Below are 26,016 nucleotides of genomic sequence, written 5' to 3' on the forward strand. Positions count from 1 at the left end.
GGCTGCAGGGACGGGCAGCCGGAGTTTTCAGATGAATTCATTGAGCGATGGGCCCAGGGCGGAAGCCATCACGGTCGTGCTGGTCGAGGACGACGCGCCGACGCTTTGGCGGCTGCAGGACGCGCTCGCCAAGGCCGGATACCAGGTCAGGGCCGCCGGCACGCTCGCGGAAGCCCGCGCCTGTCTCGCGCAAGGCGCGCCAAAGGTGTTGCTGACCGATCTTCAGTTGCCGGATGGCCATGGCGTCGACCTGATCCGCGAGACCCGCCGGCGTTTTCCCGATACCGAGATCATGGTGATCTCGATCCTCGGCGACGAGGAAAGCGTGATTTCGGCGATCACCGTCGGCGCGACAGGCTATCTGCTCAAGGACGCATTCCCGACCGACATCGCCGCTACCGTGCGCGACCTCGTCGCCGGCCACTCGCCGATCTCGGCCTCGATCGCGCGTTTCATCGTGCGCCGGACCCAGAGCACGCCGGAGCCGCCGCCCGGCCCAGTACTCAACACCACCAAACTGACGCCGCGCGAAATCGACATTCTCTGGGGCATCGCCAAGGGCTTCAGCTACGCCGAGATCGCCAGCCATCTCGGCCTGTCGCGGCAAACCGTGCCCGGGCATATCAAGAGCATCTATCGCAAGCTCGAGGTCCATACCCGGGGCGAGGCGGTATTCGAGGCGGTCCAGCAGGGCTTGATCAAGTTGTGAACGATCACGGCGACGACGTGCAACCGGAGCTGCCCGGCCGCGCGCGGCGTCGGCTGCGATCGTCCCGTCTCATCCAGTATCTGCTGCTGCAGGCCGTGATCGCCGTCGCCGGCGTCGCGGTGCTTCTACAATCGCTGCCCGGACCTCCCGCGCAGTATCAGGTGACGGCCTTTCAGCTCACCGAAGCCGGCGCCGAGCGGGCGGTGACGCTGCCGTACTTCTCCCCGTTGCGGAATGCGATGAACGATCCGCCCCGCTTCAGGGGACACTTCGTCCGCCCGGCCGGCGAGGCCTCGCGGGCCTGGTCGGTGTTCCTGCCGCGCTTCACCAACGGCGTCGAGGTTACCGTCAACGATGTCGTGATCCTCGACAGCCGGCGCGATCCTGCCGCCAACCGCCCCGACCGCAACACGCCGGCGATTGCCGTGATCCCCGCTTCGGTGCTGCGCGATGGCGACAACGCCATCTCGATCCGGCTGTTCATCTGGGGTCCGATCACGGGCTTTCTCGATCGCATCTGGGTCGGCCCGGACGAAGCGTTGCGCCCGACCTACAATCTCAGAACGCTGGTGTTCGTGACATTGCCGGTGGTGTTCTCATCCTGGCAGGCGATTCTGGCTGTCATTCTCGGCATCATGTGGGTGATGCGTCGCCACGAGCCGGCCTACGGCGTTCTCGCGGCGGCGATGGCCGTGGGTGTCGGCCAGGCGTTCCTGCAAACGCCGATGGGGGAGACGCCGTTTTCCAGGTTCAATGTGATCCTGATTTCCTCCGCGCCGATCGAAAGCGCACTGGTGCTGGTCTTTGCGCTGCTGCTTTCGGGCTGGAAGTGGCAGCGCTACGCCTGGATCATCTTCATTCCGGGCATCGCATTGGCGCTGGCCGGCCTGTTCGGAAATCAGGCGCTGGTGCGCGCCCTCTTCCTGATTCTCGCCGTACCCATGGTCGGTATCTCCCTTCTCATTATGGCCGTCGTTACCGCGCGATCGGCGCTGCAACGGCAGAACGTCGCGAGCTTCCTGCTCGGCTGTGCGGTCACCATCATGCTGACCTGCTGGATCGTCGACCTGCTCTCGGTGTTTCAGATGATGCCCAACCGCATCTTCACCGCGCGGCTGTCCTATTCGGCGATGCTGGTCGCGATCGGCGCGGGGCTCACCTGGCGGTTCGCCCGGGCGCTGAACCAGGTCGACGGCTTTGCCGGCCGCCTCGTCACCCAGGTGCGCGAGGCGGAGGAGAAGCTGAAGGCCAGTTTCGCCCGCGAGGAGGAGCGCGCCCGCGCCGCGGCGCTGGCGCGGGAACGCACGCGCCTGATGCGCGACCTGCATGACGGGCTCGGCGGCCAGCTCGTCAGCATCGTGGCCTTGAGCGAACGCGGCAATGGCAGCGCGGGGATCGGCGATGCGGCCCGCGCGGCACTGAAGGATTTGCGCCTCGTCATCGACTCCATGGACGACATCGGCGGCGATCTGATGCTGGCGCTGGGCTCCTGGCGCGAACGCGCCATGGCGCAGCTTCGTCCGCATGACATCGCGCTGGACTGGCGCGCGGTCACGGCGCAGGGCCTGCCGGTTCATCCCGAACTGCGGCCGTGGCACGTCATCCAGATCGTGCGGCTGTTGGATGAAGCGGTGACCAATGCGGTCAAGCACGCCGAGGCGCGGCGCATTACGGTGAGGATCGAGACGCTTGCGGGCGCCGACGGCCTCAAGCGCGGCTGCATCACCGTCGAGGATGACGGCAAGGGGTTCGAGATCACGCCTGACGGCGGAGCCGCAGGAGCCGCGAAAGCGGCGCGCGGCCTGCGCAACATGCGAAGCCGCGCCGCGCGCTGCGGCGCGGAGCTGGAACTGAGCTCCTGCGCCCAAGGGGCTCACAAGGGCACGCGCGTGAGGCTGACCTTGCCCCACCGCTTTCCCGACAGCGACGGCGCTGCCGGTTAGTTCTACAACGTCATAGCTGCTCAAACCCTCATCCTGAGGAGCCCGCGAGAAGCGGGCGTCTCGAAGGATGTAGGCCACAGAGCGGGCCTCATGGTTCGAGACGCGCTTTCGTGCTCCTCACCATGAGGGCTTATGACTCAGTAAGGTCAGCATGTTCTGCTTCAGCGGCGGCCGACGCGGTTGACCGGGCCGCCGCGGTTCATGGGCGTGCCGGGACGAACACCGACGCCCGGAGCTCCGACACCCACAGCGCCGACGCCGACACGGGCAACGCCGACGGCCGGTGTCACGACCGCAGCCGCCGCGACCGGCGCCGGGCGGACGACGCAGCCCTTCGGCACGCCAACCGTCTTGCAATAAACCACTGCAGCCTGGGCAGAGCTTACGCCGCCGACTGCAAAGGAAGCCACGGCCGAAAACGCCGCGAGCGTCAGACCTGCGCTCAGCCAACCTGTCTTCTTCAACATGTGTCATCTCTCCCGAATTGGGCGTGCAGCTCTTTGCGATGTGCCGATCGGTCACCGCAGCCGACGCGAGATGTACATGGTCCATCGAGGGGTCCGGCAACATCCCATGAAAATGGTGTGGGTGCGCGCGGGGTGATTTGCGGCCCGCTTCCGACGCCATGAACATGGCATGGACCGCGGACGCGACCTCGACGAGTTTTCGCGCGCTTTCAATCCCCCATTCTCGTCAAAAGGTGATCCATGATGAAATCATTCCATGTCGCGGCCGCAGCCCTGATCCTGTCGCTCGGCGTAGGCTCGCTGGCTCAGGCGCAATCCGGCCCCACTCCCCAGGAGCAGATGGCCTGCCGTTCGGACGCCGGAAAACTCTGCGCCGAGCATATCGGCAAGCCGCCGCAGATGAATGCCTGCCTGAAAGCGAACAAGACGAAGCTGTCGGATGGCTGCCGCAAGGTGGTGGAATCGCGCGGCGGCTAAACGCCCGATCCGAAGAAGCCGCCACCCATTCTCTTCGGACCAACGCGAAGCGTTGACCAGGTGGTTATGCCCAAACAAAAGGAGCGCGATGACGTTCGAAGTCATCACGCTCCGACATTTGCGGTCGCCGCAAGAAATCAATCATCCTGTTCGAACAGCCTGATCCGCGGCATCTCGCCTCTTGCCGGCTCGGCGAACATGTCCCTTCTCCCGGGCTCGCCAAAGAAACCCCTTGGTTCGCCTTCTTCGCGAATCCTGATGCGCCGCGGCTCGGTTGCTTCCCGGACCTGCGTCTCGACCGCCTCGAGGTCCTGCTCGCGGGGCTGCTGGAAGCGGCGCTTGTCGGCCCAGCGCTGGCGCCGCTCGGCGCGCCGCTGTTCGGCGGCAGCGCGTTTGAGATCGGCATCGCGCGCCTTGGCAAACGCCTCCTGGGGCGCAGCAGCCTTCTCCGGCGCAGCGGTCTTTTCGCTGACCTGTTCGGCGGGCTTCGAGGGTTTCGGCGGTGGCGGTACAGGTTGAGCGGCCGCTGCGTTATTGGCCGTCTTCTCTTCGGTGGCAGCATTGTTAGCATTAGCGGACGGCGCTGACGCCGCCGCCGTTTGCGGCTGTGGTTGCGTTTGCGGCTGTGGCTGCGTCTGTTGGGGCTGCGCTTGCGGCTGCTCCTGGGCGGGCGCGGTATTGGCCGCAGCCACGGTCGCCGCGACATAGGGCACCGGCTGCGATGGCTCCGTCGAGACGGGTATCGGCTCCGCTGACATCCGGCGTTCCAGTTTCGAGATCACCTGTGTCGGCGGGCTGACGATGTTGGCAGCCAGATATCCACCGCCGACACCGGCGGCGACCGCGACGACCACGGTTCCTGCCCCCGCAAAATAGGCGGTTGATGTGCGCATCGGCAAACTCCCTCATCCACGCGGCAACGCGTGGGGTAGGGCGATGTTCCGGTGCGGCGTTGTGTGTGCAGGAGTTCTGCGGAACCAGCGGCCGATGCAGATCGCCGCTCAGATCATTGCGGCGACTTTTTCCAGCCCGATGATGCGGGCAAGCGAGCGCACTTCGCTCTTCTGGTCCTCACGCAACTGGAACAGCAGCGGCATCGCGGCCGATTTCAGTTGCTGGACTTCCGCGGACTCTGGATCAATGGGCACGCCCGTCGCATTCGGGTTGGCTTGCCGGCCCGCATGAATCTTGCGGGCGACGGCGCGCAGCGCAGTCTCCACCGGCGGCCAGTAGGACTCCTGCGATGCCGTCAGTTTCAGGCGGTCCTTGATGCCGGCGATCTGGCCATCGCTCAGCAGCGTGTAGTTTTTCTGCGGCTGGGGCTTGGCTGCGGCCTTGGGCTTGACGGGTGCGGGCGCCGGCACCGGCGCCGTGCTCGGCGCGGCGGTAGACGTCGTGGGCGGGACGGTCGGAGCCGCGATTTCCTTCGGCATGGCCATATCGACTGGTGACGTCGAAGCATAGGCCCGGCGCAGCGATTCGTTCAGCGCGGGATCCCTGGGCTGGGGATCAATCGCGGCAGTAGCGTAGCTCAGGACCGCCAAGCGATCCTTTTTGCCTTCCTTGTTCGAGACCGGCGCCTGGACGGAGGAAGCCGACGCCAGTTCGAACCGGGCGGCTGGCACGCTGTCGCGGCCGACAATGGCGGTGACGGCAGCGCCCGCCACGAGAAAACAGATCAGCGCGACAATCGTCATAGTCTTGGTCAAAAAAGGTCTCCATTCCCGCCGACGTTTGGCCCTTTTGCCGAAAACTGGATGATAATTGAGGCTATACGATGCCAATCGCCGCGCTGACGCGGCCGAAAAGATGGGAAAAAGTCCCAAAATAGTCCCGGAGTCAGGCCGCTGCGGCCAGTTCATAGGCCTCCTGGATATCGGCAACGATATCGGAGGCTTCCCACAAGGCGTCGGGGGCGACCTGCTGCAGGGTGACGGTCCAGTTGCACTTGCGGTTGCGCGGCATGCTGACGACGTCGAATTCGATACCGCGGCACAGCGGATGCCGATCGAGCGCAAACATCACCCGGCGCCGGATCTCCTCGAGGGTTGCCGGGGTTTTGGCAAAATACCGATCGAAATCCATTCCATACCCCTTTCGATTTGCCGTCCGACCGTGGCGGCGGACCATCGTCTGGGGCTATTGTTGGGGCCGATATGGTTAACGGCGCGTTAAGCCTTCGGAATGGCAACCATCGGGAGCCGAGCAAACGGCGGAGCGGAACAGCCCGGCATGGCTGAAGCGACATCCCAGACGACGCCGGTCGCCACCGGGCCATCGGTTCGCGCTGCGCTGGCGGCGGCGATCGCGATTTCCGCCTTCACGCTGGCGATCGCAACGTTCGAACTGTCGATGGCAGACTGGCCCTCCGGCTTCGTCCTGCTTGTCGCCGTGCCGCTGGTCGCGCTGGTGTTCTTCGCCTGCCTCGTGTGGTCGGCTTCGCTGCTCCCCAAGATCCGAACCAGCGGCGCGAAGTTCGCCCTTCCTTTCCTGATCTGCGCGCTCACGCTCTCCATGCTTGCCTACGCTCCGCTGCACCAGGTCGCCCTCCAGCAGAATTTCCGCTGGCACCGGGCCGACCGCGAACGGATCGTGGCGCGGGTCGAAGCCGGCAAGCTGAAACCCAACGTCTCCTACAACAAGAACCTGGTCGCGCTCGGCGACCGCGAGCCAAATGTTTCCGTCGGCAACGACATCGTCGTCGACGAGACGGAAGAAGGCACCTATGTGCTGTTTTTGACCTCACGCGGCCTGAAGCACTATTTCACCGGCTTCCTGCACGTGCCGCCGGGCGGCGATCCCAAAAACTTCTTCGAATTCGCCGACAAGCCGCCGAGCCGGCTCGAACGCTACGACGAGAATTGGTATTTCGTGGCGAATTAGACCGTCTTTTCTCGACGCGAGCCGCCGGCAACGGTGCCAAGCGCGATGCCGCCGATGATCAGCGTCATCGCCAGAAACAGCGAAGGCTCCAGCGGCTCGCCCAGGATGGCGGTTGCGCTGACGATGCCGAGCAGTGGCGTCGCCAGCAGGCACAGCGAGGTGGTGACGGCCGGCAGGCTGCGGTTCACCATCGTCATCGCCCAGTTGGCGAATGCGGTGCAGACGATGCCGCTATAGAGCATCAGGGCGGCAAGGCGCCAAGTCCACGCGATCTGCGGTCGGCCTTCCGCGAACCCTGCGATGAGCGACAGCAGTGCCGCCGCCAGCAGCACCTGCCAGAACACGAGTTGGAAGGGTGTCGAGATCCACTTGTGCGCGCGGACGTAAACGATGTTGCCGGCCCAGCAGAACGCGGCAATCAGAATCAGGCCGCTGCCGAACAGCGCGTCGCGGTCACCCCAGTTCAGCGTCTGCGGATTGAAGATGACCGCGAGGCCCGCCAGGCCGCAGCCGATACCGATCGCGCGCCGGCGAGTGATATGCTCCGACAGAAACATGGCTGCTCCGATCGCCACCCATAGCGGCGTCGTATAGCCGAGCACGATCGCCCTGCCCGCCGGCACGAATTGCAGCCCGGCCGCCACCAGCGCGGAAAACGCCACGAGATGCAGAATCGAGGTGCAGAACACCACCGGCAGATCGCCGCGCTTCGGCACGATGAACGTCCCCTGCGCCCATAACATCGGCGCCAGCGTCGCGGCGGCGATCATGCAGCGCAGCGCCGTCGCCCATAGCGGGGACACGTCGTGCACGATCATCTTCGTAACCGGCCAGTTGGTCCCCCACGCGAACACGACGCCGGCAAGCAGCGCCGCCGCGCTGCGGGTTGAAAGTCCACTGGCCATCTCGAAGAGGTCCCGTCATGAGCCGCTCGGCATTGCCTAGCCTTTCAACTGGCTCTAATGAAAGAACCAGTCTTTGCGATTTGCTGGGGCCAGTTGTGGACGACCTGCTGCCCGGAATGCTGCATCTGGCGCGCGACAGCGGCGCGACCCTGACGCGCCAGCTCACCGACCAGTTGCGAGGCCTCATCACCAAAGGCCGCCTCGCGCCCGGCCAGCGCCTGCCCTCGAGCCGACAACTGGCGCAATCGCTCGCCCTCTCACGCAACACCGTCTCGTTTGCGATCGAGCAATTGGCCGCGGAAGGCTATCTCTCGCTTGCCGCCGGGCGCCGTCCGGTGGTCGCCGAGGGCCTGTCGCTCGATCGCCGCAAGATGCCGCCGCGAAGCAGCCGCGCCGCAAGCGAGCGGATAGTCCTGTCGTCCTGGGCGCGCGGCCTGCAGCGGGCGCACTGGCCGCCCGTTCATGACGGACGGCCGCGGCCGTTTCAACCCGGGCTGGCGGACGAGCGAGAGTTTCCGCACGATGTGTGGAGCCGCTGCCTGCGGCGCGCGGCGCGAAACGCACCTCTGCGCCGCGACCGGCCCGTCAACCATCGACCGCTGCAGGAAGCGCTGCTCGGGCATCTCGTGGTTCATCGCGGGATCAAAGCCAAGGCCGACCAGATATTGATCGTGCCGACGGCGCAATCCGGCCTGACGCTGGTCGCAGATGCGCTGCTCGAGCGCGGCGATCATGCCTGGATCGAAAGCCCGGGCTATGGCGGCGCCAACGTCGCATTGCATGCCGCCGGCGCCATCGTTTCCGCCATATCGCTCGATGCGCAAGGCATGGCCGTCTCTTCCCGCAAGGAGGCGCCGCGGCTGATCTTCGTCACGCCGTCGCATCAATATCCGACCGGGCGGCTGATGCCGATCGGGCGCCGTCTCGAACTGCTGCGTTTCGCCGAAGCCACGGGCGCCTGCATCATAGAGGACGACTACGACGGCGAATTTCACTATGAGGCCCGCCCGGTGGCCGCCCTGCAGGGGCTCGCAACGTCGCCGCGCGTGTTCTATCTCGGCACCTTTTCGAAAGCGACGTATGCGGACATTCGCTTCGGTTACCTCGTCGTCCCGGAAGCCCTGATTGATCACTTCGAACTCGCGCAGCGCCACATGGGAATGCTGACGTCGATCACCATGCAGGATGCGCTGGCCGAATTCATCGCATCCGGCGCCTATCTCGGCCACATCAGAAGGATGACGCGCCTCTACAAGGGCCGGCGCGACCGCATGCTGCAGGCGCTTGCCGCGGAAGCCGGCGACCGTCTCGCGATCGAAGCCCCGGCCGGCGGCATGCAATTGCTGGCAAGGTGCAGCGGGCCGGCAAACGACCGGCAATTGTCGGCGCGCCTGCTCGACGCCGGCGTCGCCAGCCGGCCGTTATCGAGCATGCTCTATCACAAGACCAATGAGCAGGGCCTGTTTCTCGGCTTTGCGGCATGGAATGAAAAAGAGATCGATCAGGCGGCACGCATCCTTGGTCGAATCCTGCGTTGACACACCTGAGGACATTGCGTGAAGAACTAGCCTGCCGCCCGCCGGGGCTTCGCGGCGGCATCGGCGGGCGCCGGAACCTGCATCAGAATGGTTTGGCTAGCGGGCGCGATTTCCACGCCGAACTCCTGGAATCGCCGCTTCATGCGGCGGTTGAATTCCCGCTGCACCGGCCAGCGGCCGGCATCGCTGCAGCGGATCTGGCCGACGATCGAAGCCATCGAGCCGTCTACCTTGTCGACCCCCCACAGTTCGAGATCGCCGCGGATCAGGTGCTGGAATTCGGGCTCGCGCCGCATTTCGGCGACGATGTCCTTCAGGATCTGGCCGGCGCGGTCGGTGTCTTCCTTGTAGGCCACGTTGACGCTGACGGCGGCGTTGCCGGCGCCGCGGCTTGAATTGGTGATCGTCGTCACCGCACTGAACGGCACGATGTGCACGGAGCCGTCGCCGGCGCGCAGGCGAAGGGTGCGGATCGAAACATTTTCCACGACCCCTGACAGGCCCGACAGCGTGACGTTGTCGCCGACTTGCACCGTGTTCTCGATCAGGAGAAACAGCCCGGTAATGAGGTCCTGCACCAATTTCTGCGAGCCGAAGCCGATGGCGATACCGACGATACCGGCGCCGGCGAGCAGCGGCGCGACATTGACGCCGATCTCGCTGAGCGCCGTGAGGCCAACGACGACGACGATGAGGCACAACAGTGCCGTTCGCAGCATCGGCTGAAACGTGCGCAGCCGCGCCGCGCGCGCGTAGTGCCCCTCGCGCGACAATGCGGTGACCTTGCGGTCCAGCAACGCGTTGCTGATTTCCCAGATCGCCGCAGCAGCCAGTGCTGCAATGCCGACGGTGACCACCGCCGACAACAGCCGGCTGCCGATCTGGCCGCCATAGAACCAGACGATGGCGTCGATGCCCCAGACTTCCAGCAGCGCGACAAAGCCGATGAAGGCGATCGCGGCCGAGACGATGTTGCGCAACAGCGGCAGATAACGGTTGGCACGGGTCTCCAGGCCCGGAAAGCGACGCAGAAGATCCGGGCTGATGCGAAAACCACGGTCGATCAGGCTCAACACCAGGATGGTGACGAGCCGCACGATCAGCACGACCGCGAGGCTACCGACGAAATATTGCAACAGCAGAGAATAGCCGTTGCGGATATTCAGCGCCCACACCGCCCACAATGCGAGGTCGAGCGCGATCGCAAGATAATGCCAGAGCCCGGCGACGCGGTTGCGTATCCTGGCCGCGGCACCGTCGCGACCGTTCGGCGCGCGAATGGCGTCGGCGACCTGGCGACGGCACTGCAGGATGACGACGACGAGAAAGAGGTGCACGACCAGCATCACCATGCGCAGCAATGCGGCGTAGCCGACACGATGCAGGCCGAGCAGCAGCGCCACATTGGCGAAGGCGATGCCCGAGACAGCAACCGTCACGATACGCCGGGCCCATATCTCGATATAGGCGGCGGTCTCGGCGCGAACGCGAAACAGGCCGAACGGCCCGGCCAGTGCACGCACGAAGCAGATCAGTGCGCGCGACAGCGCATAGGCATTGACGACCGCGAGGATCACGAGCCGGGTGGTTGCGATATCGCCGATCCCGCTGCCCAGCAACATCGTCGCCATCCCGATGAAGACCAGCACAGGGAGCAATTCGAGCGCCAGGCGTCCAAGGACGAAAGGCAGCCTGACCAGCGACTGCCAGGTGCGCGCCAGACTGAGCCGCCGCCGTTGTTGTGCAGGCGCCGCGGCGACGTCCGCCGTGGAGGATGGTGGATCGGCCAAGGCCAGTGTCTGCACCGGAGCCTGCGCCGTTTGCGGAAGCCGCGCTTCCAACAGCGCCACTGGGCGTTTGATGAGGCGGAAAACCAGCCACTCGGCAGCGAAGGCACAGATGAACACCAGCGCCAGTTTCCACGCAATATCGAGCAACTGTTGATAGGCGGACGGATCATTGGCGGTCCGCAGGAACCAGTAATAGAACGCCCGATAGTGCGTCAGTGTCCGCGCTATGTCGGCGACCTCGCGCGAGATCTCGCCGACCTGCTCGGACACCATCAGCAGGAGCTGTGCGCCAAGGCTGTCGGCCGTGAGCGGCATCGCGGATTTCGGTTCACCGGCCGTGGCTTGCGGCGGCGAGGCACCGGCGATTGCGCGTAGCGTCTCGATGACTTGCGCGCGCTTCTTGTCATCGGAAAGCGTATCGAGCGCCCGCTTCGCCTGATCGGGCGTCAGGACGTCAGCTTTATCGGTAGCGGCGGCAGGCGCAGCGCCGGACTGCGCGAAAACCGGGAAGGTAAACAGCGCGCCGATGAGGAGGATCGCGGGGAAGAGCTTGTGCGACACGAAGGCCTCGCTGAATAAAATGCGCCCGGCGACGAAACCTGGAATCGGTCTCGCCTTCGCGCGTGCGTCATGTCGGATTGCTTGTTTTCGCCGCCCCCCTGTGTCGGAAGTTTGCCAGCGCGGCGGCTTTCTCTTGGCATTTGCCGTTGGGCGTGCCTGGCATTGCTGCATCACAGAAATGCAGTGGCTGGATTGCCGGGAACCTTTTGCGCCCTAGCTGAATCGCAGGCGCGTGGCGGCGTCCCGATATTCCGCCGCTGTGCGCGCAACCATCTCGTCGACGGTAAGAATCCCCGTCACGCCCGAAACGGAATGTCCAGCGCTCCAGATATCCTTCCAGCGTTTCGGGCGGTTCTCGCGCGCGCCGATGTCGATATCGTTGGCGATATCGATCGCGCCTCGCTCGGGAAGATCGTCCGGATCGAGGCCGGCGGCCTCGATCGAGGGGCGCAGCATGTTGGTCAGCAAGCCCGTGAATGCCTTGGTCAGCAGGATGTCATCGGCGTTGCTGGCGGCCAGCATCTCCTTGTAGCGCGCGTCCGCCATGCTCTCCCGCGTGGCGATGAATTTGGTGCCCATATAGGCGAGGTCGCAGCCGAGCGCCTCGGCCGCGCGCAGGGCGTGACCATCCGCGATGCCGCCCGCCAGCACCAGGGGTCCATCGAAAAAGGCACGCACCGCGCGCACGAACACGAAGGGATTGAGCCAGCCGGTCTGGCCGCCCGCGCCTGCCGTCAGCAGCACCAGCCCATCGGCACCGGCGGCGACCGCGCGTTCGGCATGGCGGATGGATGCGACGTCGGCAAACACCAGCGCGCCGGCATCGCGCAACGGCTTCAATACCGGCGCCGGCGAGCCGACGGAGGTGATAACCATTTCTGGCCGGTGACGCAGCAGCACCTGCAGATCCCGCTGCAGCCGCGCATTGGAGCGATGCACGATCAGATTGGCGCATACAGGCGCTGCGCGCTTGCCGCTTGCATCCGAGTACTCCTTCAGCCGGTCATCGATGTCCGTCAGCCATTGATCGAGTTGTTCAGGGCTGCGGCAATTCACGGTCGGAAACGAACCGATCACGCCGTTGCGGCAGGCAGCTACCACCAGCTCGACGCCGGAGACGAGAAACATCGGCGCCGCAATCAGCGGCAGGCTAAGGCGATCGCGAAAACGCGCGAGAGCATCGGCTGGTTGCATCATCCTAGCTTGTGCAGTGTGCCTGTTGTGTTAGCGTTAGCCAACATTGGCACGGGCGAAGGCCAATTACAAAACAAGCAGGAGGAATAAAGATGGGCAATCCGCTCTACGCGTTTCCGGCGGCATGCGAGCAGACGTTGCTGGCGCTGGCGCGCTACCCGGAGCGCACGGCGTTCGCCTGGCCGGGCGGATCGCTCACCTATCGCGGCGCGACCGACATGATCGGGCGCATACAGGCCGTGTTCATGAAGCTGGGCTTTCAGCCCGGCAGCCGCGTCGCGTTTCTCACCGCCAACCGCGCCGACGCCTGGTGCGCCGGCGTCGCCGCGCAGCTCTCGCGATTGGCGATCACCTGGCTGCATCCACTGGGTTCGCTGGACGACCAACTGTTTCAGCTCGAGGATTCCGAAGCGCAGATGCTGGTGGTCGACGGGGTTACCTTCCGCGACCGCGGCGGCGAACTCGCGGCCAAGGCGGCCGGGGTAAAGACGGTGTTCACGCTCAGCCCCGCCGGTTACGGCGCCGACCTCTTGCAGGCGATTGAAGCCGCCGGCAGCGCCACGGCGCGCAGCTTTGCCGGACCCGACGACATCGCCACGCTCAATTACACCGGCGGCACCACGGGAAAATCCAAGGGCGCGCTCCGCTATCACCGCGAATATGGCGGGTTTGCCAGCGCGATCCTCGCTGACTTTGAAATTCCTGATACCCCGCGCTACCTGACGGTTGCACCGATCAGCCATGTCGCGGGGACAAAAGTGCTGCCGACGCTGATGCGCGGCGGCACCGTACACATGCTGAAAGGCTTTGATCCCGCAGCCGTATTCGAGACCATCGAGCGCGAGAAGATCAATTTCACGCTGTTCGTGCCGACGATGATCTACGTCATTCTGGATCACCCCTCGCTCGACAAGACCGACCTCTCCTCGCTCGAACTCTTGCTGTACGGCGCGTCTGCGATGTCGCCGAGCCGGCTGGTCGAGGGCATCGGGCGGATCGGGCCGGTGTTCTCGCAGCTCTACGGCCAGACCGAATGTTATCCGGTATCCGTGCTGCGCAAGGCCGACCACGATCCCAGGACGCCGGAGCTGTTCCTGTCCTGCGGATTCCCGATCGCCGCTTGCCAGGTGAAGATCCTCGACAATGACGACCAGGAAGTCGCAACCGGCGAGGCCGGCGAGATCTGCGTGCGCGGCACGCATGTGATGGCCGAGTACTGGAAACGGCCCGACACGACCGCGGAGACGCTGAAGAACGGCTGGCTGCACACCGGCGACATCGCGCGATCGGACGAACGCGGCTACCTGTTCATCCTCGACCGCAAGAAGGACATGATCGTCTCCGGCGGCTTCAACATCTTTCCGCGCGAGGTCGAGGATGTGTTGTCGCAACATGCCGACGTCGCCATGGTCGCCGTGGTCGGCGTACCCGACGACAAATGGGGCGAGGCCGTCACCGCCGTGATCGTCGCCCGCGAAGGGGCGCGACCGAATCCGGACGAGCTGATCAACCTCGTGAAGGCGAAGAAGGGCTCGGCGCACGCGCCCAAGCACATCGAGTTCGTTAGCGAGTTGCCGATGACCGGCGTCGGCAAGGTCGACAAGAAGGTGCTGAAGGCAGGCTTCTGGGCCGGCCGCGAGCGGATGGTGGGGTAGCGCTCCCGCAGCGAAGGGATCGTGTCCCGGACGCGGTGCAGCCTAGGCGATGCGAAGCATCGTCCGGTAGCGCTGCTCCGCAGCGCCGGACCCAGCCACAAACGAGCCGCTTGCTGGGTCCCGGATCAGCAGCGCACCGCGCAAGGGTGGCGCGCTGCGCAGCATCCGGGACACGAGAGCTATGTCTGCGGAAAGAATTCCGGCCACATCGCCCGCCACTTTTCAGCGAGCGGCCGGAAATCGCTTGGCCCGATCTCGTGGCATTCGGCATTGGCCGCCGGTTGGATCCAAGCCTGTGCGCTTCGCATGAACATGTGGGCAGCCGGGTTCAACCATCTGGTCTCGTCGAGTGTCCCCGCACGAATGTTGATGGATTCCGGGCGTCCCGCGCGTTCACCGTAGATTCGACCGCCACAATCTCGGCAGAACCAGGATGTGACGTCGGCACCGGTCGGAGACGGACGGCGCCATCCCTTCGGTTCGCCCTTCAGCAGATGAAAGTCCTTGGTCGCCACTGGCATGTTGAGCGCAAAGGCGCTGCCCGACGCGGTTTGGCAATCCGTGCAATTGCAGGTGTAGAGCAGCAGCGGAAACGACGATATCTCGTAGCGGATCGCGCCGCACGAACATCCGCCGGTCATTGGAAGAACGGGCTGCACCGAATTCATGGTCGGACCGAAGCTAGACGGTGCAATCTTAAGCGTGAAGCCGCCCCCCGCGCAACCTCATCGGCGTCGACCCTCAGCCGGCCATGCGCCGTTCGGCGGGAGCCTTCTTGTCGAAATTATTGGGCACTTCGATATCGACTTCGAGTGTCGACACCGTCTTACCGCGCTCCAGCTTGACCATCACCTTGTCGGGATCGAGCGCCACGTGCTTCGACACCACCGCGAGAATTTCCTCCCGCAGCGTGGCCAGCAAGTCGGACTGACCGAGCAGCCCGCGCTCATGCGCCAGCAAGATCTGCAGCCGCTCCCGCGCCACGGGGGCGGATGCATTGCGGCCGCTAAACAGCCGCAGCAAGTTCAAGCTCATGCAGCCCTCCGTCCCAGCAGCCGGTTCATGAAGCCCTTGCGCTCGGCCGGCACGACCATCGCGACTTCCTCGCCCATCAGGCGGCGCGACGCGTCGATATAGGCGCGAGCCGGCGCGCTCTCGGCATTGTTGAGCGTCACCGGCGTGCCGACGTTGGACGCCTTCAGGACATCCTGGCTCTCGGGAATGATGCCGAGCAGAGGCGTCGCGAGGATTTCCAGGATATCGTCGATGTTGAGCATCTCGCCGCGCGCCGCACGCGCCGGATCGTATCGGGTGATCAGCACATGCTTTTCCACCCGCTCGCCGCGCTCCGCCCTCACCGTCTTCGAATCGAGCATGCCGATGATGCGGTCGGAGTCGCGCACCGAGGACACTTCGGGATTGGTGACGATGACGGCTTCGTCGGCATAGCGCATGGCGAGCGTCGCACCGCGCTCGATGCCGGCCGGGCTGTCGCACAGAATCCAGTCGAACCGGCTCCTGAGCTCGGCGATAACGCGGCCGACGCCCTCATCAGTCAGCGCATCCTTGTCGCGGGTCTGTGAGGCCGGCAGCAGCCAGAGATTTTCCAGCCGCTTGTCGCGGATCAGGGCCTGCGGCAGCTTGGCGACACCCTGCACCACGTTGATGAGGTCGAACACCACGCGGCGTTCGGCGCCCATCACCAGATCGAGGTTGCGCAGGCCGACATCGAAATCGACGACAACGACGCTTTGCCCGCTTTGCGCAAGCGCCGCACCGAGCGCGGCCGTCGAGGTGGTTTTTCCAACGCCTCCCTTGCCCGAGGTAACGACCAGGACCTTGGCCATACTTGATCTCCTTAGCCGGTTAATTCAGCGGGGTAATTTTCATGGTGTCGCCCTCCAGCCAGGCTTGCGCCGGGCGGTTGCGGATCGCGACGTCGATCTCTTCTGCGGTCTGGTAGTAGCCATCGATCGCCAGCAACTCGGCCTCGATTCTCTGACAATAGATCCGTGCGGCCGAATTGCCGTTGACGCCGGCCATCGCGCGGCCGCGCAGCGTGCCGTAGATGTGGATCGATCCGCCGGCGACGATCTCCGCGCCCGACCCGACCGAGCCCAAAACCGTGACATCGCCTTCCATGAAGACGATGGACTGGCCCGAACGTACCGGGTTTTCCAGCAGCAGCGAGGTCGGCTTCTTCGGCTCGGGCTCCGGCTTCTGCGTCGGCTCGTTTCGCGTGATCACGCAGGCACGGCCGCCGGTCAGCAAGGGCGGCATGTTCGCCGCGAGGCGGTCTTCCTCCACTCCCTCGATGCCGAGGACGCGGATGTTGCGCTCGTTGAGACTACCGACGAGATGGGCGATGGCGGAGCTTGAGAGGTCGACGGCTGAGAGATCGAGCACAATCGGCTTGCCGACGAAGTATCCGGGCGAGCGGGCCAGCGTGGCGTCGATCTCGGCGAGCCATTCCACGATCGGCACGACAGGGCTGAATACGAACGCGACATAGGACCGGCCGCGCAGCCGGACCAGTTGACGCGTGGGATCCGCTCGGACGTCCATGATGTTCGACTCGCCTTTCTTATTGAATGGTTAACAATCGACGAACTTGGTTAACGAGTAATTAATGTGACAACCCGCGCTACGCGCAGAAAACAGCGAATCCGGCGGCGAATCCGGCGCATTTGTGGCTGATTCATGCTGCTTATCGTGCGGAACGTGCGCAAAGGCCTATGAAAACAGGGGTCACGTGAGTTGTAGTTAACGCGAGCTCAACTTACTTTCGTCACGTTTCCGACCTAAATTAGTCCTCGCCCGGCTCCAACAAACCTATGTGTGCTGGCGGATCTCTGCGGTCTGGCAGCTCAATCCGTCGGACAGACGGAACATTTGCCGGCAGGGGACGAGGCAGTGGAAGCCGTGAGCGTTGTGTGGTCGCGAGATTCGATCTCGCAGGCGGGTGTCGTCGGACGCAGGGACGGCGCCTCACACCTTGATTCAAATCTTCCAAGCAAGCTCGATAGCGGACAGAAAGCGGACGTCGATGATTCCGCGCGCCTCTTCCGCGATCTGGAACTCCTGACCGGTACGTCCGCAGCCGTTTCGCCGCCGAGCAATCCGCCGGTCAATCCGCCAAGCGACATGAGGAGTAAGGGTATGAGTAGTGTGAGTGAGCAGGACCACATCAATCCCCGCGATCCCCTGTACTACGCGCCGCGCTCGCTACGTGAGCGGTCGGCTTCGATGCGCGACGCCAGCCCCGCAACGACACCGTTCTCTCCGGCGTCGTTCGATTCCCAGCTCGAGAGCGCCGTATCCGATGCGCTGCGTCATCCCCTCGATCCCGAGATCATGCGCGAACCTCGACTGGAATCGAAGAAGGCGTTGTGGAGCGTCGCAGCGCGCTTTGGTGCCGCGATCGGCGTCTCGGCTCTCGTGGCGCTGTTCTTCGTGGTCGTCGTGCCGGGGTCGCGGCAGAGCGACGGTGAGCCGTCGGCGTCCTCCGGAATCGTGCAGTCGATCAAGGCTGCCCTGTTCCAATCCGGAGAGGCTTCGCCAAAGCCTGCCATCAACGAATTCCAGGCCCTTCTCGCCTCCACGCCACCGGGCGCTCCGCCTGCGTCCGAGCAGTCCCCGTTGCTCAAGCAATTCATGCAGTGGCAAGAGAAGCCGGATCCGGCGACGCCACAACGCGCCAACCCATGATCCAGATGGAGGAATGACAATGCCTGAGAACCGACTTTCCGCCATCTTGTTCTCAAGGAGTTTGCCATGACCTCGCACCGCATCGCCTTGTTGGTCGGGGCCGTACTCTTCGGAATCGCAGGCAGCGCCCAGGCTGCCGGCGACATTGCGATCGTGCGCGACCTTGCCGGCCGCGTCGGCCCCGTGATCGGCTCGGCCCAGGCCTGCCGAGACATTGCGCGTCCCCGCATCCAGACCATCGTCGACAAGTTTTCACAGGTTATCCGGGAGGCCTCGTCGAACGAGGCAGAGCGTTCTGATCTCACCCAGACGTTCGATCGCAGCGTGGCCGACGGCCGCGCCGCCGTTAGCTCGGGCAAAATCGATTGCATCCGGGCCGATCGTCAGCTTGCCGATCTCGAACGCTCGATCTCGGGCCCCAGTCTTTCCAGCGTCATCGGCCCGTCGCCGGCCGCCGCGGCCACGGCCGCGAACGCGGCAACCGCGCCGACGGCCCCGGTCCCGACCGGACCGCTGCCGCGCGGCATCGGTGAAAAGGAAATCCGCTTCGGCATCGCAGCCGCCTTCTCCGGCTCGGCCCGCGAGCTGGGACGCCAGATGAAGCTCGGCATCGAAACCGCCTTCAACCGGATCAACGATGCCGGGGGCGTCGACGGGCGAATGCTCAAACTGTACGCCGCCGACGACGGCTACGAGCCTTCGCGCACCGCCGAAGCGATGAAGCAGCTCTATGAAAAGGACCAGGTGTTCGGCATCGTCGGCAATGTCGGCACCCCGACTGCGGTGGTGGCGATCCCCTACGCGCTCGAACGCCGGATGCTGTTCTTCGGGGCCTTCACCGGCGCCAACATCCTGCGCAACGATCCGCCGGATCGCTATGTCTTCAACTATCGCGCCAGCTATGCCGAGGAAACCGACGCCGTCGTTCGCTACCTCGTCAAGATACGCCGCATACCGCCGAAGCAGATCGCGGTCTTCGCCCAGCAGGATTCCTACGGCGACGCCGGATTTGCGGGAGTCGCGAAGGCGTTTCGTGCGATGGGCCTCAACGATAGCGGCATCCTGCGACTCAACTACGCGCGAAACACCGTGGATGTGGAAGATGCGATCAGCCAGTTGAAGGTCGCAAAGCCGCCGATCAAGGCCGTCGTCATGGTGCCTACCTATCGGGCCGCGGCAAGGTTCATCGAGAAGACCCGCGATCTCTTTCCCGGCATGATCTACACCAATGTCTCGTTCGTCGGCTCTACCGCGCTTGCCGAAGAACTGAAGCTGCTGGGACCGCGTTACACGAACGGCGTGATCGTGACGCAGGTGGTGCCGGCAGTGTCGGGTTATTCGTCGGCCGTGCTCGAATACAAGAACGCGCTCGCCAAATACTTCCCCGGAGAGGCGCCCGACTATGTGTCGCTCGAGGGCTATGTCGCCGCCAACGTCCTGATCCAGGGCATCAAGCGGGCCGGGCCACAGCTCGACACCGAGAAGCTGATCGACACGCTGGAGACCATGCGCAATCTCGACCTCGGTCTCGGGACGTCGCTCGGCTTCGGCCGTTCCGAGCACCAGGCCTCGCACAAGATCTGGGGCACCGCACTCGATGAAAGCGGGCGTTATCAGCCGCTCGATCTCGAATGATCGGGAAGCCGCGATCCCTGTGATCGCGGCTTCACCATGCCCCTCTGACGGCGCGCTCAGCGCTTCTCGATGACAAGGCTCTGGATGGCGCGGCCGAAATAGCCGCGCTCGTCGGCGAGCCTCGCCATGGCGAGCCCCGCGCCGTCGGGACCGATCCAGGACTCGGCATCGAGTAGGATCCAGTCGCCGACCGGCTCACGCGCAAAATTCACCGTCAGGTCGGCGTTGAGAAACGTCCACGCGCGGAAATCCAGCACCGCCGAGGTGCCGTTGCAGAAATCCGCCGCCGCCATCGCCCGCATCGCCTGCGAAACGGCTGCGCCTTCCACGATCGGCCGGTCGACGCGATACCAGATCGCGCCGGGACCGGGCTCGCCGAAGCGGCCGCGCGCGGCGCGCAGCGACATACCTGATACGAACGGGCTGGAGGAAAAATCCGCAGGCTCGACGCGCGATCGATCCGGGCCCGGTAGCTCGACCGGCAGGATCGCGGCCTCTAGCGGCAATTCCTGGGCCTGCACCTTGATCTTCAGCACGGTCGCGCCGACCACGACTACGCCTTTAGCCAGTAGCCTGACCGCGCAGAGCTGGATCTTGCGGCCCTCGCGCAAGACTTCGCTCTCGATGGTCAACGGCGCCACCGGCACGGGACGCATCAGGTCCACGGTCACGCGCGCAACCCGCATCGCGACCGGCGTCGGAATCCGCTCCGCCGCCCACACCACCAGCGCCGCCGGCGGCGAGCCGTGCTGCATGCTCGGGTCCCATGGGCCTGCCGCAAAGGGGCTGGTGACGACGTCGTTGCCGTCAACGCGAAAAATGCCGTCCATTGAATGAGAAGTCCTGTCGATCAAGGGACGAGCTTCTTGCCTGCTTCGGCGGAACGAGTCGAGCCCGCGGCGGACAGGGCACCGTGCGCCATTCGCCGGAGACCGCGAGCAAGGCGGCGCGTCAAATGAACGCCATGCCGCCATTGAGGACGATGGTCTGCCCGGTCATGTAGCTGTTGCCGAGCACCATCGCGACGGCTTGCGCGACTTCCTCGGCCTGGCCCATGCGGCCGAGCGGGATGTTGCGCGCGAGGTCAGTCCGGCCGCCCATCATGTCGGTCTCGATCAGCGACGGCGCCACCGCGTTGACGGTGATGCCTTCCTTGACGAGGCGCGCCGCGTAGCCGCGCGTCAATCCTTCCATGCCGGCCTTGGAGGCGTTGTAGTGCACGCCGATAGCGCCGGCGCCGCGCGCCGCGCCCGACGAGATGTTGACGATGCGACCCCATTTGCGTGCCCGCATCGCCGGCAGCACTGCCTGCGTGCACAGGAACGCCGATTTCAGGTTCACCGCGATGGTGCGGTCGAAATCGTCCTCGGTGAGATCGTCGACGCTGCGCACGATGGCTAGGCCGGCATTGTTGACGAGAATGTCGATCGGACCGAGCGCGGAGGCCACCTGCTCGACCATGCTGGCGACGGCCGCCGCCTGCGAGACATCGGCTCCGACCGCGATGGCGCGGCCGCCATTGGCCTCGATCCGGGCGACGACGGCATCGGCATCACCAGTGCGCTCGCGATAATTGACCGCGACCGCGGCGCCGGCTTCGGCAAGCATCAAGGCAACTGCCGCGCCGATACCGCGGGACGCGCCCGTCACCACTGCAACACGCGCACTCAGGTTCTGTCCGGCCATCACCGATCCTCCGTCGCCTTCACGGCGGCGCGCGACCCCACAAGGCACCTCACAATGCGGGGTCGACCGCCTCGTCATATTCCTTCTTGAAGCGCGCGATCAGCTCGGCGGCCGGCACCACCTTGCCGATGCCGCCAATACCTTGACCGCTGCCCCAGATCTCCTTCCATGCCTTCGGCTTGGCGCGCTCGCCGGAGGCATCGGTGCCAAAACTCATCTTCGAGGGATCGGAGGTCGGCAGGTCGTCGGGATTGAGACCGGCCTTGACGATCGACGGCTTGAGGTAATTGCCGTGCACGCCGGTGAACAGGTTCGAATAGACGATGTCTTCCGCCGACGACGACGTGATCATCTCCTTGTAGGCTTCGACCGCGTTGGCTTCCTGGGTCGCGATGAAGGCGGAGCCGATATAGGCGAAGTCGGCGCCGAGAATGCGCGCCGCACGGATGGCGCGGCCGTTGGCGATCGCGCCCGACAGCGCGATCGGTCCGTCGAACCAGGCGCGCGTTTCCTCGACGAAGGCGAGCGGCGAGATCGTGCCGGCATGGCCGCCGGCGCCGGCCGCAACCAGGATCAGGCCGTCGGCACCCTTCTCGACCGCCTTGTGCGCGAATTTCTGGTTGATCACATCGTGGAAGACGATGCCGCCCCAATTGTGCGCCGCCTGGTTCAGATCCTCGCGCGCGCCGAGCGAGGTGATCAGCATGGGCACCTTGTACTTCTCGCAGGCCGCGAGATCGTGATCGAGCCGGTTGTTGGACTTGTGAACGATCTGGTTCACGGCAAACGGCGCCGACGGCCGCTCCGGATGCGCCTCGTCGTAGGCCGCGAGCTCTTCCGTGATCCGCGCCAGCCATTCGTCGAGCAGCGAAGCCGGCCGCGCATTCAGCGCCGGAAACGATCCGACCACGCCGGCCTTGCACTGGGCGATCACGAGATCGGGCACGGAGATGATGAACAGCGGCGACCCGATCACGGGTATCGACAGGCGGCCCTTGAACAGCGCGGGCATGGACATTCGAAGCGATCCTCTGGTTATTCAGGCAAACGATTTGGCTCTAGAGATGCCAGACGTCATACCAACCAACAAGGCAATCTTTCCAGTGTCAAGTATTGCGTTTTGGCGCTGCCAGATGACGGAACGATCACTACTGACAGAGCGCCCTCGTCACGTAATTTTCCGTCTTGCAATCGCCCGACTGCCGCTTGTAGCCGGGCAGGAACACTTTCGGCGAGCATTTCTCGGCCGCGTCGGTATCGAGGCTCTTGCCTTCCTTGTAGCCCTTGCTCTGGCACAGCCGGTCGGCGCCGGCCTTGCAGTCCGGCGCGCCGTTGGCCGCGACAAGACACGCCGCCCGCCCGCTCACCATGACTGATGGCCTGGCGATGTTCGACAGGCTGTCGCCGGCCCCCTTGGCGCCGGCGTTGAGATCGTCGATGGTCGCGCCCGGGCTCTTCAGCGACGGCAGCAGCGACTTGGATTTCTCGAACAGTTTTCCGATTTCGTTGATCAGGCCGGGATTTTCCTGGCGCGGCGCTTGCCGTGGCTCAATTTCCTGCCGCTCGGGCTGCGCCGGCATCGGCTGCTCGGCCGGCGACTGCAGGCCGAGCGAGGGCTGCGGCGCACCTTGCGACCAGCCAGCATCGGGAGCGACCGCAAGCACGGATGCAACGAGGCCAACGGTCGCGCGTTGCGTCCCGAATAGCTTGATCAAACGGCCGATTCGATCGGGCATGGAACGAAACGTAGCCTGAAGCCGGGATGCCGGCAAAGCCTAGACCAGTTTGAACGCGGCGTAAAAGCCGAACACCAGGACGATGGCACCGATGGCCACCCAGGTGCCAAGGCGCTTTTCCAGCTCGGCCCGGATCACGTCGCCATAGCGGTTGAGCAGGACCGCGACCACGAAGAACCGTCCGCCGCGTGCCACGATCGAGCACAGGATGAACAGCCAGATGTTGTAGCCGGCAAACCCGGAGGTGATGGTGACGAGCTTGTAGGGGATCGGCGTCAGCCCCTTCAGTAGGATGATCACCGCGCCCCATTCGGCATAGGAGGCGCGGAAGGTTTCGACCTTGTCACTGAGACCGTAGACCGTGATCAGCCAGTGCCCGACCGAGTCGTAGAGCAACGCACCGATGGCGTATCCGACCACGCCGCCGGCAACGGATGCGATGGTACAGACGGTCGCGAACCACCACGCCTTCTTCGGCTGCGCCAGCGACATCGGCAGCAGCATGATGTCGGGCGGGATCGGGAAGAACGAGCTTTCCGCGAACGAGACCGCCGCCATGATCCAGAGCGCATAGGGCTTGTCGGCGGCGTTGATACACCAATCGTAGGTCCGTTTGAGCATGGGCGCATGAACCATCTGGGAGCGGATTTGTCCATGCCGGAAAACGACGGAATTTGAGAGGATTTACTACCGCTCGCGTAAGGAACGGCCTTCCAGCGCGACAATTCGCCGCCGGACTGCGGGGCCTGCCACCGCCTTGGGCAGCGGCTTGGTTGGCGCCGTTTTCGGCGACTTGACGGGCTTTGGCAGCTTCTCGGCGATGCCGAGCAGGTCCTCGCGCCGCTCCATTTCGCGCCAGACGTCCTCCGGCTTTACGCCGGCCGATGCCCACAGCACGGTCAGGTTATAGAGCAGGTCGGCGCTCTCGCGGACCACTGCGTCGGTCTTGCCGTTGACGGCGTCGATCGCGACTTCGATGGCTTCCTCGGCGAGCTTCTTGGCCATCTTGGAGGGGCCGCGCTCAAACAGCCGGGCCGTGCGCGACGTCGCCGGATCGAGATCCTTGGCCGCGATAACAGCCTGATAAAGCCGTTCGAGCGAATCACTCATTCTTCCAACCTAATGCAAAGCCATGGCGAGCGTGTTAACGGCTGCCCCTGCAACCAGAAAAAATCCACCGGCCGCGGCGGCCGGTGGATTCATCTTTAACGGTCGCGATTTTAGCGGTCGCGTTTACCAGCCGCCATAGTAGGGCCCGCCGCCGTAGTAGTAAGCGCGGGGCCGGTGATAATACGGGCTACCGTAATAGGCCGGTCGGCCATAGTACCCGTAGTCGTCATAGTAGTAACGGCGGTTCTGGGTGGCCGCGATCGCGAGTCCCGTGCCGACGATGCCGGCGAAGGCCGCTGCCGCCGCCGCGCCGCCACCACCGCGATAGTACCGGCGGCGGGCGCTGATATCGGTCGCGTCGCTGGTCCCGGTCGAAGCGGTCACGCCCTTGCCCGAAGTCGCGGGGCCCGCAAAGGCCTTCGACGGCTCGACCGCCGTCAGCGCCACCGCTACGACCGTTGCCAGCGCGCTGGCGCGGCCGATCGATGAAAACACACCTTTTCGCGCAAACATCTCGACATCCTCCGTGGGAGCTGGCCTGACAGGCCTCCGATGGCTAACCACCGAACGGATACTAGGTTCCCGAATCCGAACGGCGGCTGAACGATCCCTGGCAAAATCGTGGCAGTCATCGACCATTCAGGTTAGATGCTGCACAATAGCTCGCCCAAAGGTCTAATCTGCCGTTGGCGATGTCACGAAGCCGACATCACCGGCGCGGCAACTTGTCCCACCTCTTGCTGATGTCATCTCGATGCGTGCGATCAGGACCAACGCCATTCGCTCTCGCCTGAGCGCTCTCTTGGCTTTCCTTGCCGGGCTGTGCGCCATTGCGGGCTTCACGACGAATAGCGCCCTCGCCGCCGACGAACCTCGGCCTCCGCTCGCAATCCAGTTTTCGCTGGATCGTCCGATCGATGCCGCGGCGGCACCGTTCGTGATGGCCAGCGCCGGAGGCCTGTTCAGCGCAGAGGCGCTTGCGGTCACGATCAACATCGCAAGCGGATCGCCGGACGCAATTGCGCGCGTCGCGGCCGGCACCAGCGATTTTGCCGTCGTCGACATCAATGCCCTGATGCGGTTGCGCGACAAGGACAAGCAGGGCGGCCCCAGGATCAAGGCCGTGTTCGTGCTGTTCAACAAGGCGCCCTATGCCATCATCGCCCGCAAGAGCCGCGGCATCCGCGCGTTGACCGACATTGAGGGCAAGACTCTCGGCGTCGCCGAAGGCGACCTGTCGGCCCGGCTGTGGCCGGCGGTAGCGCACCAGAACAGCATCAAGATCAAGAGCGTGAAGCAGAGCAGCATCAGTGCCGCGGTGCGCGAGCCGATGCTGTCGGCGGGCCAGATCGATGCCGTGACCGGATTCTCCTATCTGTCGGCGATCAATCTGAAGGACCGTGGCGTGCCTGCCGACGATCTGGCGGTGCTGAAATTCGCCGACTATGGCTGTGAAGCCTACGGTTTCGCTGTTATCGCCAATCCGGCGCTGGCGGCCGCCAAGCCCGAGGCGGTGAAAGGATTCGTGCGAGCCGTCATCGGCGGGTTGTATCTCACGGTCAAGGACCCCGAACGCTCCGCGACCGAGGTCGCAAATCGCATGGACGGCGGCTCGAAGGACCTCGAATTCGAGAGGCTGCAAAGCATCCTGCGCGACTACGTCGTGACCAGCGAAGTGAAACGCAACGGTATCGGCGCCATCGATCCGGCACGCTTCGAACGCTCGATCGATCAGGTCGCGGAAGACTTCAAGTTTCAGAAGCGGCCGCAGGTATCAGACATTTTCGACGACCAGTTTCTGCCCCCGCTCAACAGCCGGCTGATTAATTGAGTGAGGGCCCCTCTTCCGCCGGTGCTCTGGGCTTACCCCTCTCCCTAACCCTCCCCCGCAAGGCTACGGGATTCCCGGATTTTCGTGTTGGGTGGCAAGGGCATATCCCTCGAGTGTGGCGGCGAGCCGATTCCATCCGTCGCGCATGGTCTTTGGGCCCGGCGGCTTGTAGTAGCAATTCCAGCCGC

At 64.6% G+C, this 26,016-nt stretch carries 27 protein-coding genes; 9 read left to right on the forward strand and 18 right to left on the reverse strand.

The genetic code is table 11. The features are described from left to right. Positions 1 to 31: 31 nt before the first annotated feature. Both LMTR3_RS15685 and LMTR3_RS15690 read left to right on the forward strand, forming a co-directional pair. A complete protein-coding gene (locus LMTR3_RS15685; RefSeq protein WP_065745983.1) occupies positions 32 to 709 on the forward strand; it encodes a response regulator in 678 nt (225 codons plus the stop codon). Continuing rightward, positions 706 to 2,652, forward strand: a complete 1,947-nt coding sequence (locus LMTR3_RS15690) for a sensor histidine kinase (protein WP_065745984.1) — start codon at positions 706 to 708, stop codon at positions 2,650 to 2,652. Before LMTR3_RS15685 ends, LMTR3_RS15690 begins: the two co-directional genes overlap by 4 nt. A gap of 161 nt (positions 2,653 to 2,813) precedes the next feature. On the opposite strand, the gene LMTR3_RS15695 is transcribed toward LMTR3_RS15690, so the two are convergent. After that, positions 2,814 to 3,119, reverse strand: coding sequence for a hypothetical protein (locus LMTR3_RS15695; protein WP_065745985.1), 306 nt, complete (start codon positions 3,117 to 3,119; stop codon positions 2,814 to 2,816). A gap of 240 nt (positions 3,120 to 3,359) precedes the next feature. Between LMTR3_RS15695 and LMTR3_RS15700 the strand changes: the two genes are divergently transcribed. Then, on the forward strand, positions 3,360 to 3,596 hold the full coding sequence (locus tag LMTR3_RS15700; RefSeq protein ID WP_245319897.1) for a cysteine rich repeat-containing protein: 237 nt from the start codon (positions 3,360 to 3,362) through the stop codon (positions 3,594 to 3,596). 137 nt (positions 3,597 to 3,733) lie between these two features. Here LMTR3_RS15700 and LMTR3_RS15705 read toward each other — a convergent pair whose 3' ends face one another. The 3 genes from LMTR3_RS15705 to LMTR3_RS15715 form a co-directional block, all read right to left on the reverse strand. Beyond that, positions 3,734 to 4,489 (reverse strand): hypothetical protein, encoded by a 756-nt coding sequence (locus LMTR3_RS15705; RefSeq protein ID WP_065745986.1) that lies wholly within the window; start codon positions 4,487 to 4,489, stop codon positions 3,734 to 3,736. 108 nt (positions 4,490 to 4,597) lie between these two features. Further along, the gene (locus LMTR3_RS15710; RefSeq protein ID WP_065745987.1) at positions 4,598 to 5,305 is read right to left on the reverse strand and encodes a hypothetical protein; all 708 of its coding nucleotides are present in this window, start codon (positions 5,303 to 5,305) and stop codon (positions 4,598 to 4,600) included. A gap of 130 nt (positions 5,306 to 5,435) precedes the next feature. Beyond that, positions 5,436 to 5,681 carry a hypothetical protein gene (locus LMTR3_RS15715; RefSeq protein WP_065745988.1) on the reverse strand — a complete coding sequence of 82 codons (246 nt, stop codon included), beginning with the start codon at positions 5,679 to 5,681 and terminating at the stop codon, positions 5,436 to 5,438. 147 nt (positions 5,682 to 5,828) lie between these two features. Here LMTR3_RS15715 and LMTR3_RS15720 point away from each other — a divergent pair, with 147 nt between their 5' ends. Beyond that, positions 5,829 to 6,479, forward strand: a complete 651-nt coding sequence (locus LMTR3_RS15720; protein WP_065745989.1) for a hypothetical protein — start codon at positions 5,829 to 5,831, stop codon at positions 6,477 to 6,479. Here LMTR3_RS15720 and LMTR3_RS15725 read toward each other — a convergent pair. Next, positions 6,476 to 7,384 carry a DMT family transporter gene (locus tag LMTR3_RS15725; RefSeq protein WP_065745990.1) on the reverse strand — a complete coding sequence of 303 codons (909 nt, stop codon included), beginning with the start codon at positions 7,382 to 7,384 and terminating at the stop codon, positions 6,476 to 6,478. The two genes, LMTR3_RS15720 and LMTR3_RS15725, sit on opposite strands and share 4 nt — an antisense overlap. 95 nt (positions 7,385 to 7,479) lie before the next feature. Between LMTR3_RS15725 and pdxR the strand changes: the two genes are divergently transcribed. Then, on the forward strand, positions 7,480 to 8,922 hold the full coding sequence (gene pdxR, locus LMTR3_RS15730; RefSeq protein ID WP_245319898.1) for a MocR-like pyridoxine biosynthesis transcription factor PdxR: 1,443 nt from the start codon (positions 7,480 to 7,482) through the stop codon (positions 8,920 to 8,922). A 26-nt stretch (positions 8,923 to 8,948) separates the two neighbouring features. Here the strand turns inward: pdxR and LMTR3_RS15735 are convergent, their stop codons facing one another. Together LMTR3_RS15735 and LMTR3_RS15740 are read right to left on the reverse strand one after the other, a co-directional pair. After that, the gene (locus LMTR3_RS15735; protein ID WP_065745991.1) at positions 8,949 to 11,273 is read right to left on the reverse strand and encodes a mechanosensitive ion channel domain-containing protein; all 2,325 of its coding nucleotides are present in this window, start codon (positions 11,271 to 11,273) and stop codon (positions 8,949 to 8,951) included. 213 nt (positions 11,274 to 11,486) lie between these two features. Then, entirely contained in the window at positions 11,487 to 12,467 is a 981-nt protein-coding gene (locus LMTR3_RS15740; RefSeq protein ID WP_065746017.1) for an NAD(P)H-dependent flavin oxidoreductase, read from the reverse strand. A gap of 92 nt (positions 12,468 to 12,559) precedes the next feature. On the opposite strand from LMTR3_RS15740, the gene LMTR3_RS15745 reads away from it, so the two are divergent. After that, positions 12,560 to 14,122, forward strand: a complete 1,563-nt coding sequence (locus LMTR3_RS15745) for an AMP-binding protein (RefSeq protein WP_065745992.1) — start codon at positions 12,560 to 12,562, stop codon at positions 14,120 to 14,122. A gap of 179 nt (positions 14,123 to 14,301) precedes the next feature. On the opposite strand, the gene LMTR3_RS15750 is transcribed toward LMTR3_RS15745, so the two are convergent. From LMTR3_RS15750 to minC, 4 genes are all read right to left on the reverse strand, one after another. Further along, positions 14,302 to 14,790: a GFA family protein gene (locus LMTR3_RS15750; protein ID WP_065745993.1), complete on the reverse strand. Its 489-nt coding sequence runs from the start codon at positions 14,788 to 14,790 to the stop codon at positions 14,302 to 14,304. 73 nt (positions 14,791 to 14,863) lie between these two features. Beyond that, positions 14,864 to 15,157, reverse strand: a complete 294-nt coding sequence (minE, locus tag LMTR3_RS15755) for a cell division topological specificity factor MinE (protein WP_065745994.1) — start codon at positions 15,155 to 15,157, stop codon at positions 14,864 to 14,866. After that, on the reverse strand, positions 15,154 to 15,969 hold the full coding sequence (gene minD, locus LMTR3_RS15760) for a septum site-determining protein MinD (protein WP_028348123.1): 816 nt from the start codon (positions 15,967 to 15,969) through the stop codon (positions 15,154 to 15,156). Before minD ends, minE begins: the two co-directional genes overlap by 4 nt. 19 nt (positions 15,970 to 15,988) lie before the next feature. Then, a complete protein-coding gene (gene minC / locus LMTR3_RS15765; protein ID WP_065745995.1) occupies positions 15,989 to 16,687 on the reverse strand; it encodes a septum site-determining protein MinC in 699 nt (232 codons plus the stop codon). Between the two features lie 594 nt (positions 16,688 to 17,281). Here minC and LMTR3_RS15770 point away from each other — a divergent pair. After that, positions 17,282 to 17,830, forward strand: a complete 549-nt coding sequence (locus LMTR3_RS15770; RefSeq protein WP_065746018.1) for a hypothetical protein — start codon at positions 17,282 to 17,284, stop codon at positions 17,828 to 17,830. A 66-nt stretch (positions 17,831 to 17,896) separates the two neighbouring features. Then, positions 17,897 to 19,465, forward strand: coding sequence for an ABC transporter substrate-binding protein (locus tag LMTR3_RS15775; protein WP_176721914.1), 1,569 nt, complete (start codon positions 17,897 to 17,899; stop codon positions 19,463 to 19,465). Between the two features lie 56 nt (positions 19,466 to 19,521). On the opposite strand, the gene LMTR3_RS15780 is transcribed toward LMTR3_RS15775, so the two are convergent. The 7 genes from LMTR3_RS15780 to LMTR3_RS15810 form a co-directional block, all read right to left on the reverse strand. Beyond that, positions 19,522 to 20,295, reverse strand: coding sequence for a thioesterase family protein (locus LMTR3_RS15780; RefSeq protein ID WP_065745996.1), 774 nt, complete (start codon positions 20,293 to 20,295; stop codon positions 19,522 to 19,524). 121 nt (positions 20,296 to 20,416) lie between these two features. Next, positions 20,417 to 21,151 (reverse strand): SDR family NAD(P)-dependent oxidoreductase, encoded by a 735-nt coding sequence (locus LMTR3_RS15785; RefSeq protein WP_065745997.1) that lies wholly within the window; start codon positions 21,149 to 21,151, stop codon positions 20,417 to 20,419. 49 nt (positions 21,152 to 21,200) lie between these two features. Beyond that, a complete protein-coding gene (locus tag LMTR3_RS15790; protein WP_065745998.1) occupies positions 21,201 to 22,169 on the reverse strand; it encodes an NAD(P)H-dependent flavin oxidoreductase in 969 nt (322 codons plus the stop codon). A gap of 130 nt (positions 22,170 to 22,299) precedes the next feature. Then, on the reverse strand, positions 22,300 to 22,887 hold the full coding sequence (locus tag LMTR3_RS15795) for a hypothetical protein (protein ID WP_245319899.1): 588 nt from the start codon (positions 22,885 to 22,887) through the stop codon (positions 22,300 to 22,302). A 39-nt stretch (positions 22,888 to 22,926) separates the two neighbouring features. After that, the gene (locus tag LMTR3_RS15800; RefSeq protein ID WP_065746021.1) at positions 22,927 to 23,508 is read right to left on the reverse strand and encodes a YqaA family protein; all 582 of its coding nucleotides are present in this window, start codon (positions 23,506 to 23,508) and stop codon (positions 22,927 to 22,929) included. A gap of 66 nt (positions 23,509 to 23,574) precedes the next feature. Next, positions 23,575 to 23,997, reverse strand: a complete 423-nt coding sequence (gene hisE, locus LMTR3_RS15805) for a phosphoribosyl-ATP diphosphatase (protein WP_065745999.1) — start codon at positions 23,995 to 23,997, stop codon at positions 23,575 to 23,577. A gap of 123 nt (positions 23,998 to 24,120) precedes the next feature. Further along, positions 24,121 to 24,510 (reverse strand): hypothetical protein, encoded by a 390-nt coding sequence (locus LMTR3_RS15810; RefSeq protein ID WP_065746000.1) that lies wholly within the window; start codon positions 24,508 to 24,510, stop codon positions 24,121 to 24,123. A 241-nt stretch (positions 24,511 to 24,751) separates the two neighbouring features. Here LMTR3_RS15810 and LMTR3_RS15815 point away from each other — a divergent pair, with 241 nt between their 5' ends. Next, entirely contained in the window at positions 24,752 to 25,828 is a 1,077-nt protein-coding gene (locus tag LMTR3_RS15815; RefSeq protein ID WP_065746001.1) for an ABC transporter substrate-binding protein, read from the forward strand. Positions 25,829 to 26,016 lie beyond the last annotated feature (188 nt).

Source organism: Bradyrhizobium sp. LMTR 3 (assembly GCF_001693485.1).
Classification (GTDB): domain Bacteria; phylum Pseudomonadota; class Alphaproteobacteria; order Rhizobiales; family Xanthobacteraceae; genus Bradyrhizobium.